Source organism: Lentzea roselyniae (assembly GCF_039537795.1).
GTDB lineage: Bacteria > Actinomycetota > Actinomycetes > Mycobacteriales > Pseudonocardiaceae > Lentzea > Lentzea atacamensis.
Genome location: NZ_BAABBE010000028.1, coordinates 12,997 through 29,074 on the forward strand (window position 1 = coordinate 12,997; position 16,078 = coordinate 29,074).

16 protein-coding genes are annotated in these 16,078 nt (G+C 68.7%); 10 read left to right on the forward strand and 6 right to left on the reverse strand.

The window, feature by feature from the left end:
- Positions 1 to 73: 73 nt before the first annotated feature.
- The 5 genes from ctaD (at position 74) to ABFX45_RS35670 (ending at position 5,840) form a co-directional block, all read left to right on the forward strand.
- Positions 74 to 1,861 carry an aa3-type cytochrome oxidase subunit I gene (ctaD, locus tag ABFX45_RS35650; protein ID WP_109640017.1) on the forward strand — a complete coding sequence of 596 codons (1,788 nt, stop codon included), beginning with the start codon at positions 74 to 76 and terminating at the stop codon, positions 1,859 to 1,861.
- Between the two features lie 82 nt (positions 1,862 to 1,943).
- The gene (gene serB / locus ABFX45_RS35655; protein WP_109640018.1) at positions 1,944 to 3,158 is read left to right on the forward strand and encodes a phosphoserine phosphatase SerB; all 1,215 of its coding nucleotides are present in this window, start codon (positions 1,944 to 1,946) and stop codon (positions 3,156 to 3,158) included.
- Positions 3,158 to 3,835 (forward strand): peptidyl-tRNA hydrolase, encoded by a 678-nt coding sequence (locus ABFX45_RS35660; protein ID WP_109640099.1) that lies wholly within the window; start codon positions 3,158 to 3,160, stop codon positions 3,833 to 3,835. The genes serB and ABFX45_RS35660 overlap by 1 nt, the downstream gene beginning before the upstream one ends.
- 30 nt (positions 3,836 to 3,865) lie before the next feature.
- Positions 3,866 to 5,245: a phospholipase D-like domain-containing protein gene (locus ABFX45_RS35665; protein ID WP_109640019.1), complete on the forward strand. Its 1,380-nt coding sequence runs from the start codon at positions 3,866 to 3,868 to the stop codon at positions 5,243 to 5,245.
- Between the two features lie 22 nt (positions 5,246 to 5,267).
- On the forward strand, positions 5,268 to 5,840 hold the full coding sequence (locus ABFX45_RS35670) for a bleomycin resistance protein (protein WP_109640020.1): 573 nt from the start codon (positions 5,268 to 5,270) through the stop codon (positions 5,838 to 5,840).
- Here the strand turns inward: ABFX45_RS35670 and ABFX45_RS35675 are convergent.
- Complete coding sequence (locus ABFX45_RS35675; RefSeq protein WP_346134921.1) at positions 5,837 to 6,712, reverse strand: NAD(P)-dependent oxidoreductase; 876 nt, start codon at positions 6,710 to 6,712, stop codon at positions 5,837 to 5,839. The genes ABFX45_RS35670 and ABFX45_RS35675 overlap by 4 nt on opposite strands.
- A gap of 121 nt (positions 6,713 to 6,833) precedes the next feature.
- On the opposite strand from ABFX45_RS35675, the gene ABFX45_RS35680 reads away from it, so the two are divergent.
- Genes ABFX45_RS35680 through ABFX45_RS35695 form a run of 4 tightly spaced genes read left to right on the forward strand, consistent with a single transcriptional unit; the run spans position 6,834 to position 8,481 of the window.
- Positions 6,834 to 7,196, forward strand: a complete 363-nt coding sequence (locus tag ABFX45_RS35680) for a winged helix-turn-helix transcriptional regulator (RefSeq protein ID WP_346134923.1) — start codon at positions 6,834 to 6,836, stop codon at positions 7,194 to 7,196.
- Between the two features lie 23 nt (positions 7,197 to 7,219).
- A complete protein-coding gene (locus tag ABFX45_RS35685) occupies positions 7,220 to 7,525 on the forward strand; it encodes a helix-turn-helix transcriptional regulator (protein ID WP_112228545.1) in 306 nt (101 codons plus the stop codon).
- Positions 7,522 to 7,821 carry a hypothetical protein gene (locus ABFX45_RS35690; protein WP_346134925.1) on the forward strand — a complete coding sequence of 100 codons (300 nt, stop codon included), beginning with the start codon at positions 7,522 to 7,524 and terminating at the stop codon, positions 7,819 to 7,821. Before ABFX45_RS35685 ends, ABFX45_RS35690 begins: the two co-directional genes overlap by 4 nt.
- 48 nt (positions 7,822 to 7,869) lie before the next feature.
- Positions 7,870 to 8,481: a VOC family protein gene (locus tag ABFX45_RS35695; protein WP_112228543.1), complete on the forward strand. Its 612-nt coding sequence runs from the start codon at positions 7,870 to 7,872 to the stop codon at positions 8,479 to 8,481.
- Here ABFX45_RS35695 and ABFX45_RS35700 read toward each other — a convergent pair.
- Both ABFX45_RS35700 and ABFX45_RS35705 read right to left on the reverse strand, forming a co-directional pair.
- Positions 8,450 to 10,462, reverse strand: coding sequence for an ATP-dependent DNA helicase (locus tag ABFX45_RS35700; RefSeq protein ID WP_346134928.1), 2,013 nt, complete (start codon positions 10,460 to 10,462; stop codon positions 8,450 to 8,452). The genes ABFX45_RS35695 and ABFX45_RS35700 overlap by 32 nt on opposite strands.
- Before the next feature lie 52 nt (positions 10,463 to 10,514).
- On the reverse strand, positions 10,515 to 11,303 hold the full coding sequence (locus tag ABFX45_RS35705) for a TIGR04222 domain-containing membrane protein (RefSeq protein WP_170155185.1): 789 nt from the start codon (positions 11,301 to 11,303) through the stop codon (positions 10,515 to 10,517).
- Positions 11,304 to 11,470: 167 nt separating this feature from the next.
- On the opposite strand from ABFX45_RS35705, the gene ABFX45_RS35710 reads away from it, so the two are divergent.
- The gene (locus ABFX45_RS35710) at positions 11,471 to 13,360 is read left to right on the forward strand and encodes a PA domain-containing protein (RefSeq protein WP_346134930.1); all 1,890 of its coding nucleotides are present in this window, start codon (positions 11,471 to 11,473) and stop codon (positions 13,358 to 13,360) included.
- On the opposite strand, the gene ABFX45_RS35715 is transcribed toward ABFX45_RS35710, so the two are convergent.
- From ABFX45_RS35715 to xrtP, 3 genes are all read right to left on the reverse strand, one after another.
- Positions 13,357 to 13,932 (reverse strand): biotin transporter BioY, encoded by a 576-nt coding sequence (locus ABFX45_RS35715; protein WP_233440060.1) that lies wholly within the window; start codon positions 13,930 to 13,932, stop codon positions 13,357 to 13,359. The two genes, ABFX45_RS35710 and ABFX45_RS35715, sit on opposite strands and share 4 nt — an antisense overlap.
- Before the next feature lie 88 nt (positions 13,933 to 14,020).
- On the reverse strand, positions 14,021 to 15,391 hold the full coding sequence (locus ABFX45_RS35720; RefSeq protein ID WP_487047092.1) for an XrtP-associated glycosyltransferase: 1,371 nt from the start codon (positions 15,389 to 15,391) through the stop codon (positions 14,021 to 14,023).
- Positions 15,388 to 15,906 (reverse strand): exosortase P, encoded by a 519-nt coding sequence (xrtP, locus tag ABFX45_RS35725; protein WP_407656995.1) that lies wholly within the window; start codon positions 15,904 to 15,906, stop codon positions 15,388 to 15,390. The genes ABFX45_RS35720 and xrtP overlap by 4 nt, the downstream gene beginning before the upstream one ends.
- Positions 15,907 to 16,078: the final 172 nt, after the last annotated feature.

The following is a 16,078-nucleotide window of genomic DNA, read 5'->3' on the forward strand; positions in this document are numbered from 1 at the left end:
TGGAGCTGATCGGCTCCGTCTAATATCCGGTGAGTTTCCCGAACGACTGGTCCCACCAAGGCCTGGAGGCACCGTGACGGCCGTAGCCCCGCAGCCGATCGCAACGCGTCCTTATCCGACGCGCACTGCGGTCAAGGGGTCCTTCCTGCTGCGGATGTTCCGCACCACGGACCACAAGCAAATCGGCATCATGTACCTGGTCACCTCGTTCGCCTTCTTCATGGTCGGCGGCGCGATGGCCATGCTGATGCGGACCGAGCTGGCCCGGCCTGGCATGCAGTTCCTGAGCCAGGAGCAGTTCAACCAGCTGTTCACGATGCACGGCACCGTGATGCTGCTGCTGTACGCGACCCCGATCGTCTTCGGTTTCGCGAACTTCGTGCTCCCGCTGCAGATCGGCTCGCCCGACGTGGCGTTCCCCCGGCTCAACGCGTTCTCGTACTGGCTGTACCTCTTCGGCGGCCTGATCGTGATGGCGGGCTTCATCACCCCCGGTGGTGCGGCTGACTTCGGCTGGTTCGCCTACACGCCGCTGAGCAACGCCATCCACTCGCCGGGTGTCGGCGCCGACCTGTGGATCTCCGGCCTGGTGGTCGGTGGTCTCGGCACCATCCTCGGCGCGGTGAACATGATCACCACCGTGGTCTGCCTGCGCGCGCCCGGCATGACGATGTTCCGGATGCCGATCTTCACCTGGAACATCCTGGTGACGTCGGTGCTGGTGCTGCTCGCGTTCCCGATCCTCACCGCGGCGCTGCTCGGCCTGCTCGCCGACCGCCACCTCGGCGCCCACGTGTTCGACCCGGCCAACGGCGGCGTGATCCTGTGGCAGCACCTCTTCTGGTTCTTCGGTCACCCCGAGGTCTACATCGTCGCGCTGCCGTTCTTCGGCATCGTGTCGGAGATCTTCCCGGTGTTCAGCCGCAAGCCGATCTTCGGTTACAACGGCCTGGTCTACGCGACGCTCGGCATCGCGGCCCTGTCCGTCGCCGTGTGGGCGCACCACATGTACGCGACCGGCGCGGTGCTGCTGCCGTTCTTCGCCTTCATGACGTTCCTCATCGCGGTCCCGACCGGTGTGAAGTTCTTCAACTGGATCGGCACGATGTGGAAGGGCCAGCTGACGTTCGAGACGCCCATGCTCTTCAGCATCGGCTTCATCGTCACGTTCCTCTTCGGTGGTCTGTCCGGCATCCTGCTGGCCGCGCCCGCGATCGACTTCCACGTGTCGGACACGTACTTCGTCGTCGCGCACTTCCACTACGTGCTCTACGGCACGATCGTGTTCGCGACCTTCGCCGGCATCTACTTCTGGTTCCCGAAGATCACCGGCCGGTTCATGGACGAGCCGCTCGGCAAGCTGCACTTCTGGACGACGTTCATCGGCTTCCACGCGACGTTCCTCGTCCAGCACTGGCTGGGCAACGAGGGCATGCCGCGCCGGTACGCCGACTACCTCGCCTCCGACGGCTTCACGACGCTCAACGTGATCTCGACGATCGGTGCCTACATCCTGGGCGCGTCGACGCTGCCGTTCATCTGGAACGTCTTCCGGTCCTACCGCTTCGGTGAGGTCGTCACGGCGGACGACCCGTGGGGCTACGGCAACTCGCTCGAGTGGGCCACCTCGTCCCCGCCGCCGCGGCACAACTTCACCGAGCTGCCCCGGATCCGTTCCGAGCGCCCGGCGTTCGAGCTGCACTACCCGCACATGATCGAGCGCATCCGGAACGAGGGTCACGTGACCTTCACCGGCAAGACGATCCCGCACAAGGACGCGAAGCCCGCTCCGTCGGAGCTCGCGGCGTCCGCGATCAAGTCGGGGACGGCCTCCGAAAAGGACGACTCGGACCACAAGTAACCTGCACTTCACAGGTTCAACGACGAGCCCCGGCTGCTGCGACGCGGTCGGGGCTCGCCGCGTTCTACGAGGAGACGACGACGTGAAAACGCCCGTGCTCATCACCGTGACCGGTCCGGACAAGCCCGGCGTCTCCTCCGTGCTCTTCGCCGTGCTGACCAGGCACGGCGTTGAGGTGCTCGACGTGGAGCAGGTCGTGATCCGGGGACGGCTGGTGCTCGGCGCGCTGGTCTCGACCGACCACGACCCGGAGGGCCTGCAGGAGTCCGTCGAGCAGGCCATGGCCACCGTCTCGATGCACGTCGAGATCGAGATCGGCGCCGACTCGAAGCGCACGGCGCGCCTGGAGTCGTCGCACGTGCTGATCGTGCTGGGCCGTCCGGTGACCGCGAAGGCGTTCACCGAGGTCGCGCGCCGGCTCGCGTCGCTCGGCGTCAACATCGACGCGATCCGCGGCGTGGCCGACTACCCCGTCACAGGCCTTGAACTGCGCGTTTCAGTCGCCGACGACACGCTGGAGAACGACGCGGAGCTGCGGTCGGCGCTCGCGGACGTGTCGGTCCGGGTGGGCCTCGACATCGCGGTCGAGCGGGCGGGCCTGACCCGCCGGGCGAAGCGCCTGGTCGTGTTCGACGTCGACTCCACGCTCATCCAGGGCGAGGTCATCGAGATGCTGGCCGCGCACGTCGGGTGCGAGGAGCAGGTGCGCGAGATCACCGACGCGGCGATGCGCGGCGAGCTCGACTTCGCCGAGTCGCTGCGGCGCCGGGTCGCCCTGCTGGAAGGCCTGGACGCGAAGGTGCTGGACGAGGTCGGGGCGTCGCTGGAGCTCACGCCCGGTGCGCGCACGACGGTCCGGACGCTGAAGCGCCTCGGTTTCTACACCGGTGTCGTGTCCGGCGGCTTCACGTCGGTGATCACGGGCCTCGCCGACGAGCTCCAGCTGGACTTCTGCGCGGCGAACACCCTGGAGATCGTGGACGGCAAGCTCACCGGCCGCGTCGTCGGCGACATCGTGGACCGGCCGGGCAAGGCGGTGGCGCTGCGCCGCTTCGCCGAGGAGGTCGGTGTGTCGCTGGCGCAGTGCGTGGCGGTCGGCGACGGCGCGAACGACATCGACATGCTCAGCGCGGCGGGCCTCGGCATCGCGTTCAACGCCAAGCCGGCGCTGCGCGAGGTGGCCGACACCGCGCTGTCGCACCCGTTCCTGGACGCGGTGCTGTTCATCCTCGGCGTCACGAGGGCCGAGGTGGAGGCCGCGGACGCCGCGGACGGCCTGGAGCTGACCCGGCCGTGATGATCCTCGACCTGATCGCCTCCCGGAACTACGCGGAGGAGTCCGAGGTCCGCGCGATGCCGATGGTGTTGCGCATCGAACGGACGTCGCCACCCTCCAGGACGGCGTTGCTCGAAGCCGCGGCCGCTTCGGCGGTCGCGGTGTGTCTCGACCCACGCGCCGACGTCGGCGGTGAGTGGCACGAGGCCGTGCGCGCGTGGGTGTCCGGGCGCATTCGCAAGGTGTCTCGGCGGGCCCGTGGCGTGCAGTGGGACGCGGTACAGGAGCTGCCGGGCGTGACGATCACCGTGGACGGCGCGTCGGTCCGCTCGCTGCTGCCCGTGCTGGTGTCCGAGACGCCGCGCGAGGTCGCGAAACTGCAGATCTCCGGCTCTGACCTGCCCGAGGACGAGCCGGGGCCGGTGCCGGAGGGTGCCCGGCTGCTGTACGTGAACCCGCGCGTCGAGATGTCCGCCGGCAAGCTCGCGGCTCAAGTGGGGCACGCGTCGATGCTGCTGGCGCCGCGGCTGTCGGAGGACGAGCTGAAGGCGTGGGCATCGCTGGACTACCGGTGCGCTGTGCGGACGCCGTCCGTGGCCGAGTGGGACGCGCTGGTGCACACCGGTGACGTCGTCGCGGTGCGGGACGCCGGTTTCACCGAGGTCGAGCCGGGCACGACGACCGTGCTCGCTGTTTAAGACCGGTCTTTTCGGGTAAATCCGCCCTTCGTGGGCTTACTCGACGTGCTCGACGCGCGGCTCGGTGACGGGCTGGAGAACGTGCTTTGCTCCCACCACGCCCGAAGACTTCGGAAGCTGGGCTGGGGAGAGGTCCTGGACGGCAACGGCACGGGGTGGTTCACCCCTCGCCGGACCGTCCAGCACGGCAACAAGATCGAGATCCTGATCGATGGCGCCACCGCGTTTCCCGCTGTGGCGGAAGCGATCGAGAACGCCCAGAAGTACGTCCACATAGCGAACTGGCACGCCTCCCCGGACTTCCAGCTGACCCGCGAGCCGGGCGCGCCGCAGTTGCGCGAGCTGCTCTCGGCCGCGGCGGAACGGGTTCCGGTGCGCGTGCTGCTGTGGGCGGGCCCGCCGTTCCCGTTCTTCGAGCCGACGCGCAAGCGGGCCGCGGCGGCGCAGAAGGCGTTCCTGGAGTGCGGTGCCGTCCGATGTGAGCTCGACGCCCGCGAACGAACCCTGCACTGCCACCACGAGAAGATCGTGATCGTCGACGACGTGGCGTTCGTCGGCGGTCTCGACATGACGGCGGTGGAAGGCGACCGGCACGACTCGCCGGAGCACCCACCGCGTGACCTCGGCTGGCACGACCACGTGGCCCGGATGGAGGGACCGGTGGTGGCCGAGGTGGCGGCTCACTTCGCCGCGCGGTGGCTCGAGATCGCGGGGGAGACCCTGCCCGCTCCCGAGGTGCCGCCGGAGGCCGGATCGTCGTCGGTGCAGCTGGTGCGGACGATCCCCGAGCGGACCTACGGCTTCGCTCCGCACGGCGACTTCACCCTGCTCGACTCGTACCTGCGGGCGCTGCGCTCGGCCAAGTCGCTGATCTACGTGGAGAACCAGTTCCTGTGGTCACCGGAGATCACCGAGGTGCTGATCGAGAAGCTGCGGAACCCGCCGACGCCGGAGTTCCGGATGGTGCTGTTGCTGCCGCAGAAACCCAGCAACGGCGCCGACACCACCCGCGGGCAGCTCGGCCGGTTGATCGACGTGGACACCGAGAAGCGGCTCGTCGCGGCAACGCTCGTCTCGCACGGTGACGCGCCGGTCTACGTGCACGCCAAGCTGTCCATTGTGGATGACCAGTGGCTCTCCATCGGGTCGGCGAACCTCAACGAGCACTCTTTGTTCAACGACACCGAGGTCAACGTGGTGACCGATGACGCAGAGGTGGCGCGTTCGACGCGGCTGCGGTTGTGGGCGGAGCACCTGGGCGCCGACGTGTCGGGTCCGGTGGACGACGTCGTGGACAAGGTCTGGCGGCCCGCTTTGAAGGGGCCCTCGCGGGTGATGGAGCTGCCAGGGGTGTCACGGCGCGCAGGAAGGCTGCAAGGACCGTTACGCGGATTGCTGGTCGACGGCTGATCTCTGGGTCTAGTTTGGCGACGTGGCCAACGAGGTGACGATCCCGCTGCTGCCGTGCGCCTCCATCGACGAGGTCGCCGAGTTCTACGTCATGCTCGGGTTCACCGTCACGTATCGGCAGTACCGGCCGAACGCGTACCTCACCGTGCGGCGTGAGGAGATCAACCTCCACTTCTTCGGCATCCCGGGCTACGAACCGGAACGCTCGTACAGCTCGTGCCTGATCCAGGCGGAGGACCCGCGCGAGCTGTACGAGGCGTTCGCGCACGGTATGCGCGCGGTGTACGGGAAGGTGCTGCTCACCGGCATCCCGCGGATGACGCGCCCGCGCCGGGACGGGTTCCTGGTGGTCGACCCCGGTGGCAACTGGGTCAGGGTCGTGCCGGCGGTGCGGGAGCGGGAGCAGACGCGCAACGGGCTGACGCGGGCGTTGCGCAACGCCGTGACGCTGGCCGGGTCGCACGGGGCGGAGCGGCAGGCGTTGAAGATCCTCGAAGGGGCGTTGGCGCGTGAGGTGCACGCCTCGGAGGAGGAGCGGGCGTCGGCGCTGGAGTTCCGCGCCGAACTGATGGAACGGCTCGGACTGCGTTCCTAGGCCGGTTGCTTGATGCTTTCGATGATCCGGGCGAAGCCCTCCTTGCCGTGGCCCGCGTCGATCTGTCGCTGGATGAGCTGCTGGACCATGCCGATCACCTCGGTGCTGATGCCCTGGTCGGCGCTGGCGGCAACGATGTGGGTCAGATCGGAGAACTCCAGGCTCTGTTGCCCCTCGACGGTGTAGTCCCCGCCGTCGATGACCGCGGCGTACCCCTCGAAGCCACCGGTCATCGCGGTCAGCCACGGCGCGGCGGCCTTGCCGAACTCGGTCGCCGTGATGCCTGCCGGGGCGACCATGGCGGCGCCGTGCAGGAAGCCGGCGAACATGACGTACATGCCGGAGAGCAGGGCGAGGTCGTACAGGGACGCGAGCCCGGCGTCCTCACCGAAGTAGGTGCTGGTTCCCCACAGGTCGAGCAACGCCCTGTGCTCGTGGAAGACCTCGGCCGATCCGCTGTAGAGGATCGACGACTCCGGCCGGCCGATCATGTGCGGCACGGCCATGATGCCGCCGTCCAGATACGCGATCCCGGCGTCGGCCGCCCAGACGGCCGACTGGCGGGACTGGGCCGGGGTCGTCGTGGTCACGTTGATCAGGGCTCGTCCGGCGAGGTCGCCGGCGAGCGGATCGAGCACCTCGTGCACCGATGCGTCGTCCAGCAGGCAGGCGATCACCACCTGGCTGTCCCGGACCGCGTCGCCGGCCGTGGCCGCGGCCTTGCCGCCGAGCGCGACGAGACCGTCCGCCTTGCCCGGTGAACGGTTCCAGACCGTGGTCGGGTAGCCCGCCTCGATCAGTGCGGCGGCGAGGGCGCTCCCCATCGCTCCCAGCCCGAGAACGCTCACCTGGACGCTGTTTTCCACTGCCATTTTCCGGATTCCCTCTCGTGTTGATCGTTCGTTGGAATCCTCTGCGGTGCGGATGACGTTGACCAGTACGGACTATTTAGTGGGGTACTCACTCGCGAGTAAGCGGCTCTTGGGGGTTCGGATGGCAGCACGACGTGGTCCCTACATCTGCGGCATCGACGCCGCGATGGACGTGGTCTCCGGCAAGTGGAAGTCGTTGATCCTGTGGGAGTTGCACCACCACGGCACCCGCCGGTTCGCCGAGCTTCGGCGCGGTCTGCCGGGCGTCAGCGAGAAGATGCTGATCCAGCATCTGCGGGAGATGGAGGAAGACGGCCTCGTGCACCGCGAGGTGTACGCCGAGGTGCCGCCGAAGGTCGAGTACTCCCTGACGGAGCACGGGGTCTCGCTCAACGCCGCTCTGGCCGCACTGGGGGCGTGGGGCTCCGAACGCATCCGGCGGATCGGGGCGGAGAAGGTCCTCGTGGACGTTGCCACGGCTTAATCTATATAGGTAGTATTGGTGGCGTGGAGCCACTGCAACGCATCGGCAAGGCCACCGTCGACGTGCTCGAGGTGCTGCTCGGCACCGACGAGCCGCGCTGGGGCTTGGAGATCATCAAGCTCACCGGTCGGCCGTCGGGCAGCGTCTACCCGTTGCTGGATCGGCTGGAGCGGGCCGGCTGGGTCACGTCGTCGTGGGATGACGACGCGGAACGGCGTGGGCCGCGGCGGCGGATGTACCGGCTGACGCCGGAAGGTGCTGCCGAGGCTCGGCGGGTCGTCGCGCGGGCCGCTCCGGCGCCGCGTCTGGTGCCGAGGGCGGCGCAATGAGGGCGGCACTGGCGTTGGTGCGGTTCGCGGCGGCGGTCGTTGGTGATGACCGCTATCGCGAGCAGTGGGAAGCGGATGTTGTTGGGGCGCACGAACTCGGCATGTCGCCGTTGAGGATGGCGTTCGGAGCTCTGCGCGCTGTTGTCGCCATACCGTCGAAAGGGGTTGCTGTGGCTGGAATTGGGCCGTTGGGCATCGCGTTGAAGCACGCGCAGACGCCGCGTGGGCGAGTGCTCGCGATCGCCGTGGTGTCGGCGTTGTTGTTGCTCGGCGGAGTCGCGATGCTGTTCGCATGAGCAAATAGCTCGGTGTCGTTTCGGCGGAGGCGGGCTTAGCTTCAGGCGGTGGCGAACGAACTGACGATTCCGGCCCTGCCCTGTCCCGACATCGACGAGATCGCGTCGTTCTACGAGATGCTCGGCTTCGAGATCACCTATCGGCAGACGCGGCCGAACCCGTACGTCGCGGTGCGGCGTGAAGACATCAATCTGCACTTCTTCGGCATGGACGGCTACGACCCGGCGCAGTCGTACAGCACGTGCCTGATCATCGTGCCGGACACGAGCGAGCTGTTCGAGGCGTTCGCGGCGGGAATGCGTGCTGTGCACGGGAAGTTGCTCATCTCCGGCATTCCGCGGATGACCCGGCCCCGGTTGCGCAACGACAGGTACACCGGGTTCACGGTCATCGATCCCGGTGGTAACTGGATCCGGATCAACCGCGCGACCCAGGAACCCGAGGCGACGACCAAACTGGCCAAGGCCATGGAGGACGCCGCCCGGCAGGCGGACGCGCGCGGCAACGAACGCCAGGCGTTGAAGATCCTCGAAGGTGCTCTCAAACGCGCTGACGGTTCCGAGGCGGAACTGCAGGAAGCCCAGCAGTTCCGCGAGGAGCTGATCGAACGGGTCAACGCGTCTGTTTCTAACGAGTCTGGGCCGCGTCCAGGCGCTTGAGTGCGGCGCGGACCACCTCGGGGTCGTACGTTGTCCAGAACGGGGGGAGTGAGGCCCTGAGGAAGCCGCCGTAGCGGGCCGTGGCCAGCCTGGGATCCAGGATGGCCACCACGCCCTTGTCCGACATCGACCGCAGCAACCGGCCGGCTCCCTGGGCGAGCAGCAGGGCCGCGTGGGTCGCCGCGACCGTCAGGAAGCCGTTGCCTCCGCGCGAGTTGATGGCTTTCTGGCGCGCGGAGGCCAGCGGGTCGTCCGGGCGCGGGAACGGGATCCTGTCCATGATCACGAGCTGCAGCGACGGGCCGGGCACGTCCACGCCCTGCCACAACGACAGCGTGCCGAACAGGCACGTGCGCTCGTCCTCGGAGAACTTCTTGACCAGCAGGCCCGTCGCGTCGTCGCCCTGGCACAGGATCGGGAAGTCGAGCTTGTCCCGCAACGCGTCCGTGGCCGCCTTGGCCGCCCGCGTCGACGAGAACAGGCCGAGTGCCCTGCCTCCCGCCGCGTTCACCAGTCCCTCGATCTCGTCGAGGTACTCGGGCGGCAGCCCGTCACGGCCCGGCTGCGGCAGATGCCGTGCCACGTAGAGGATTCCGCTCGTGCCGTGCTGGAACGGCGACCCGACGTCGAGCCCCGTCCACTTCGGACCCTCGACGTCCTTGATCTCCTTGTCCGTCGCCGCGCCCTCGATCTTGCGCACCTGCTCCGACGGCGGCAGCCCCCACTGGCGCGCCATCGTGTCGAAGGCGCCGCCCAGCGTGAGCGTCGCGGACGTCAGCACCGTGGTGCGCTTGGCGAACAGCCGCTCCCTGAGCAGCCCGCCCACCCCGAGCGGCGCGACGCGCAACACCGGCGCCTTCTGGTTGAAGTCGCCCGACACCCAGACGACGTCGCGCTCCTCGCCGAACGCCTCAAGGATCCGCACCGCGCAGTCGTGCACCTCTTCGAGCAACGACAACGCGAGCTTGCGCGCCGTCGCACCCTCCACGTCCTCCTTGCGTTCCGGCCCCATCGCCGACACGCAGTTGTGCGCCGCGTCGCGCGTGGCCGCCAGCGCCCCGGCGAGCGCTCTCGGCAGCGTGTCGAGGCGGCCGGACGGCATGTCCTCCAGGATCATCGCGAGCCCGTCGCTCGCCTCGGCCAGCCGGTCCGCGATGTCCTGGTCGATCAGCCGGCCGCACCGGCGCGCGGCCATCGCCACGGACGCCCCGCTCAGCTCCTCCGTCGCCACCGACGTGACGCGGTCGACGAGGTCGTGCGCCTCGTCGATCACCACCACGTCGTGGTCCGGCAGAACCTGGTAGCCCTCCAACGCGTCGATGGCGAGCATCGCGTGGTTCGTGACCACCACATCGGCCTTGCCCGCCTGCGCACGCGCCCGTTCCGCGAAGCAGTCGGCGCCGATCGGGCACTTCGACACGCCCAGGCACTCGCGCGCCGTGACGGACACCTGCCGCCAGGCCTGTTCGCTGACACCGGGCACGAGCTCGTCCCGGTCGCCGGTCTCGGTGTCCGACGACCACTCGTGCAGCCGCTTCACCTCACGCCCGAGCCGTGACACGGCGAACGGGTCGAACAGCCCGGCATCCTCCGGCTCGTCCGGCGCGCCGTTGTGCACGCGGTGCATGCACAGGTAGTTCCTGCGGCCCTTGAGGATCGCGTACGTGGGCTCGCGGCCGAGCTCCTTCTTGAGCGCCTTGGCGAGGCGCGGCAGATCCCGGTCGACCAGCTGCCGCTGCAGGGCGATCGTGGCAGTGGAGACCACCACCGTCTCGTCCTCCGCCACGGCGTGCCTGATCGACGGCACCAGGTACGCGAGCGACTTGCCGGTGCCCGTCCCCGCCTGGACCGCGAGGTGCTCACCGGTGCGGATCGACCGGTCGACGGCCTCGGCCATCTCCACCTGGCCGGGGCGCTCGGCACCACCGACGGCGTTGACGGCTGTCTCGAGCAGGCTCAGGGTGGGGGGAACTTCAGGCACGGGACAGACCGTACCCGGCAGGTCCGACAGTCCCCGTCAGGCATCGCTGACTTCAGTCGCCGCCACCGCCGCCGCATCCACCACCGCAGCCGCTACCACCGCTGTCGCCGCCGCACGAGCTCGACGAACAACCGCTCCCGCAACTGCTGCTCGACGACGTCTCACGCGCGGGCAGCAGCCCTGCCATCGCGGGCGTCAGCCCGACCAGCCCGGCGACCGCGACCCGGCCGATCCTGCCGCGCAGGCCGAGCACCGCGACCGCGTTCAGCGGGTCGTGCGGGGAGACGTGCCGCCCCGCCCGGTTCACCAGCTGGTAGCCGGCCCTGGTGCGCAGCCGGCCGGGATCGCGCGCTTTCAGCACCGACGCCCACACGATCAGCGCCGCCCCGGCGGCGAAGAAGGCCCAGCGCGGGACTTCGGCGAGCCGCGGCACCACGTCGGTCAGGAACCCGGTGATCTCCGGGAAGACGAGGTCGGCGAACCCCAGCAGCACGAGACCGATCCCAAGCAGGAACAGCCACGGGTACAGCCGGGGCCGCCACGAGCGCCGGCGCCGCAGCAGCCCCCGGTCCGCCAGGTGGGCGCGCAGGCCCGCGGCCTCGGCCGAGACCGCGGCATCGCGCAGGACCTCCTCCAGGTACCGGCGGCCCCGCAGTCCGTTCAGGATCTGCGCCTCCAGCGGTGTCGCCGGGCGGCGGCCTGGCAGGTGGACGGCGGTCACCACGCCCTCGCGGGAGATCCGCACCAGGCCGGCGTGCAGCAGCCTGGCCAGCGCGACCTCGGCGGCGCGCGCGGGACCGCCGGCGAGACAGCCCAGCTCTTCCGGGGTATGCGTTGTCACGCGGATTTCTCGGCTGCGGACCTCACGTCGTTACGCCGTGGAGGATCCGGCCGAACAGCGCGAACCCGCATACGGCTACTGGACCGAATCAGGTCCGCAGACGCTTGTGTTCCGACAAGAAGCGACGGAGAGTGACGCGGCTCACAATGCACCAAAAGGAGGCACTTGTGTCCTCTCTCCGCCGCAGACCGGTACTCCTCGCAGCGCTCTCCGCGCTGATCCTCATCACCCCCGCCGCCGTCGCCCACGAGGCGGGCGGCTCCACCTCGACCGACGGAGGCATCGACCACGCTGAAGCCACCCACGGCCACCACCAGCACGGAGGTGACCACGGGCACCTGCCCGCGAGCAAAGCCAACGTCAAGGTCGTCGGCAAGGCCGCGATCAACCAGGACACCGAAGGCCGCGTCGCCGACGTCGGGGTCCACAACGGCTACGCCTACCTCGCGGCGTTCCGGGACCCCAACTGTCAGAAGGGCGGCGTGTACGTCTTCGACATCAGGGACCCCGCCAAACCCAAGCAGATCAACTTCATCCGCACCGGCCAGGACAGCTACGTCGGTGAGGGCTCCCAGGTCGTCCGCATCGACACGCCCAAGTTCACCGGCGACGTCCTCGCGTTCAACAACGAGATCTGCGGTACCCACCTCAACACCACCACCGTCGGCGGCGCCACCCTCGTCGACGTCACCAACCCCAAGGTGCACAAGTACCTCGCGCAGGGCTTCGGCGACTTCGCTCCCGTGAGCCGCAACGCCGCCGGACTCGCGCACGAGGTGCACAGCGTCTTCATCTGGGACGCGGGCGACAAGGCCTACGCGGTGCTCGTCGACGACGAGGAGTTCGCCGACGTCGACATCTTCGACATCACCGACCCGCGCGCGCCCGTGATGATCGCGGAGTACGACCTGTTCGAGCGGTTCCCGCAGATCCTCCAGGCGGCACCGGCGAACCTGGTCGAGGTCTTCCACCACGACATGATCGTGAAGGAGATCGCGGGCAGGCAGGTCATGCTGATCTCCTACTGGGACGCCGGCTACGTGAAGCTCGACGTCACCAACCCGCTGAACCCCGTCTACCTCGGTGACACCGACTTCGCGAACCCCGACCCCGAACTGCTCGAGTCGGCAGGCATCGTCGCCGCACCGGAAGGCAACGCGCACCAGTCCGAGTTCACGAAGAACAACGACTACGTCATCGCCGCGGACGAGGACTTCGGTCCGTACGCGCTGAAGGCCTTCACCGATGACGGCACGAGCTTCGGCGCCAACCAGGGCGACCTGACGCCGCAGCTGGCCGCGGGCCAGACCCTGTCCGGTACCGGGATCTACGTCGGCCGAGCGTGCGACGTGGACACCGCGGTGCCCGCCGCGCCCGCTGCCGGCACCGGCCAGATCGCCGTCGTCACCCGCGGCGCGTGCACGTTCACCGAGAAGCTCGCGAACGTGGTGGCCGCCGGTGGCTACGAGGCGGCCGTCGTGGTCAACCGCGAAGGCGAGTGCGGCGCGTTCGGCATGACGCTCGAGGGCACGTTGCCCGCGTTCTCCGTCGACCGCAGGACCGGCTTCGGCTTCTTCGACAAGGAGGGCGAGTACGACGAGGCCCAGTGCCTCGCCGGCGGCGACACGGAGCAGGGCAGCCTGATCCCCGGCCTCGCCATCGGTGCCACGGGTGACGTCATCACCTTCAGCTCGTCGTTCGACGGGTGGGGCTACGTGCACCTGTACCGCAACAACGACGGGAAGATGGCCGAGCTCGACACCTACGCCATCCCCGAGGCGCACGACCCGGCGAAGGCGTCCGGGCACGGCGACCTGTCGGTGCACGAGGTCGCGACCTCACCGACCCGCAACGACCTCGCGTACCTGTCCTACTACTCGGGCGGTCTCCGCGTCACGAAGATCGTGAACGACAGCCTGGTCGAGGTCGGCCACTTCATCGACGAGGGCGGGAACAACTTCTGGGGCGTCCAGGTGTTCTCGCACAACGGGAGGGAGTACGTCGCGGCCAGCGATCGCGACTACGGCCTGTACATCTTCGAGTACACGGGCAACTAGTTCATCCGCTTGACGAGAGCCCAGGCGGTGGGCAGCACGCCCGCCGCCAGGGCGATCTTCACGGCGTCGCCGATCAGGAACGGCAGCACACCGACGGCGACGGCCTTGCCCAGGCCCATCCCGGCTGCGGCCATCAGCCACGGCACACCGACGCTGTAGATCACCAGGTTGCCGAGCACCATGGTGCCGACCGTGCGCAACGGCGTGCGGTCGCCGCCGTGCTTGGCCAGCGCGCCGACGAGAGCACCCGCGAACACGAAGCCCACGACGTAGCCGAGTGAGACGGGCGCACCCGACGTACCGCCCTGGAACCACGGCACCCCGGCGACCCCCGCGATCAGGTACAGGAGCATCGAGGTCGCGCCGCGCTGCCAGCCGAGAGCGGCACCGACGAGCAACGCCGCGAACGTCTGGCCGGTCAGCGGCACCGGGCTGCCCGGAATCGGCAGGGCCACCTGCGCGGCGAGGCCGGTGATCGCGGCACCTGCCACCACCAGGGTCAGGTCGCGGACGAGTGCGCCCGGCACGAAGTCGGCGAGCACGGTGCGACGGGGCGCGAGTGCGAGAGCCACAGTTCCCTCCCTGGCGGATAGGCGAGTGAACTGAGGTTAACCAGGGCGGCTCGAGAACGTCTTTGTCTGATGTCCACAAAGTGACAGGTCACACATCGAGGGCGACCTTGCCCGCCGCTCGCTCGGTGTTGCGGCGGGTCTTGGTCCAGCCGTTGTTGCCGCGCACCAAGCGGAACAGCGCGCGCCACGACGTGATGTAGAAGGTGTAGATGTACAGCGCGTAGCCGAACCCGTACCCAATGGACTTCCAGAAGCCCACGGGCACACAGCGTGCGCGATACACCGGTCCCCACAGGACGAACGGCAACAGGCCGAACGCGCCGTACACGGTGAAGAGGATCCACGCGCCGTCGAAGAACCACGCCACGACTTCGCCAGGTGAGACGGCGAACCGGTAAGCCATGAGGGCCATCGGGATCGGGTAGATCAGGGTGCCGAGCAACTGCATCCACGGCTGCGCGAGGTAGTACATCATCTCGGCGGCACCGAGAGTCGTCAGGTGCTCCGAGTCCCAGATCCGGCGCAGATAACGCATGCACTGCATGGTTCCCTGGCCCCAGCGCGTGCGTTGGGCGAGGAAGCGCCGCAACGAGTACAGCGCCTCCTGGTTCACGTGCGTGTCGAGCGTGAACCCGGTGTGCCAGCCCGCGGTCAGCAGGTGCACGCCGAGCTCGAAGTCCTCCAGCAACGATCCGCGCCACGGGCTGCCGGTCGGCCCGGCGATCGAGTCCAAAGCGGACAGACGGGTGAACTGGCCGTTGCCGCCCATGGAGATCGTGCCGGTGGCGCCGCGCGACATCTGGATCGCCGCGATGGCCGTGCGGAACTCCAGGTCCTGCATCCGCACGAGTCCGGCGCCGAACGTCCTGCGCCACCACGACACTCCGGGCTGCCGCTGCCCGGCGTTGATCATCCGCACGTCCACCTGCACGGCACCGATCCGCGGGTTGCCGAAGAGGTGTTGTGCCGCGCAGACCTCCAGGCAGTTCGGCGCCGGGCGGCCGTCCGCGTCGACCACCACGATGATCGCGCGGTCCGTGTCCGCGCGTCGGCCCATCCACAGCTTCAGCGTGCGGTAGGCGTCGTTCAACGCGTTGCCCTTGCCGGTGCGGGCATATGGGCGTTGGCGCCGCACCAGATGGATGTGCGGATCGCGGACACCGCCGTTGCGCCGCAACGCCCGCACGACACCAGCGGTGCGGTCGTCGGAGTCGTCGTCGATGACCCACACGTGCGCGATGGGGAACATCGTCCGCAGGTACCTGATCGTGTCGCCGATGACGGCCTCTTCGTCGCGGCACGGCACGAAGAAGTGCCACTCCAACGAGTTCGGCACGCCGACGGGGGCGGGTTTGCGCCGCAGGTACGGCACCACGATCACGAACACGTACGTCACGAAGGCGACGCTCATCGTCAGAGCGAGCGCCTGGGTGAACCCGAGAACGAGGTCGAGGCTCACCTGCGGGTGGCCAGCCAGACGAACGCCACGAGTGCGGCCGCGCCACCGAAGACGCTGACCATCGAGCCGAGCAGCGTGTGTCCCCAGTAGTAGCCGGTGTCGACGCCCAGCCAGTTCACCAGGCCCACGAGCGTGAGCACGCGGAACTGGTTGACGACCACGACCGCCAGCCCGGCGATGCCCAGGGCGAGCAGCACGCGGTGCTGGATGCGCGGGCGCAGCGCGATCATGACGGCGCCCACCACGATCAGTGGCAGCAGCAGGAACGCGGACGTGCACTCCGGCGTCATCCGCAGGCCCAGCGGCGTGTCCGAACCCAGCCCGAAGTACACGGTCTGGCGGTCGGGAACCACGTCCACCCCGTACGAGCTGATGACGCCGAGGATCGCGCCGGACAGCGAGATCTCCGCCGTGCGGTACAGGCGGTGTGCGAACACGAGTCCCGCGGCAGCGGCGAGCAGGACGACCACCGTCACCCGGCTCGGGAATGCGGTGCGGCGCACGGCAAGCGTCACCCGAGGATCCTTTCCACCGATTGAGGGAGCGCCCAGACGGGCTACCTGACGTTCCATCGGTCGACGCAACGTCAGCCCGCACCCCCGGATCGGGTGACGCCGTAACCGGAAATTGATCAAAAAACCCACGATGAGTGGCGTTCGTTGGGCGAGTTGGGTGGTCGTGTCGCCC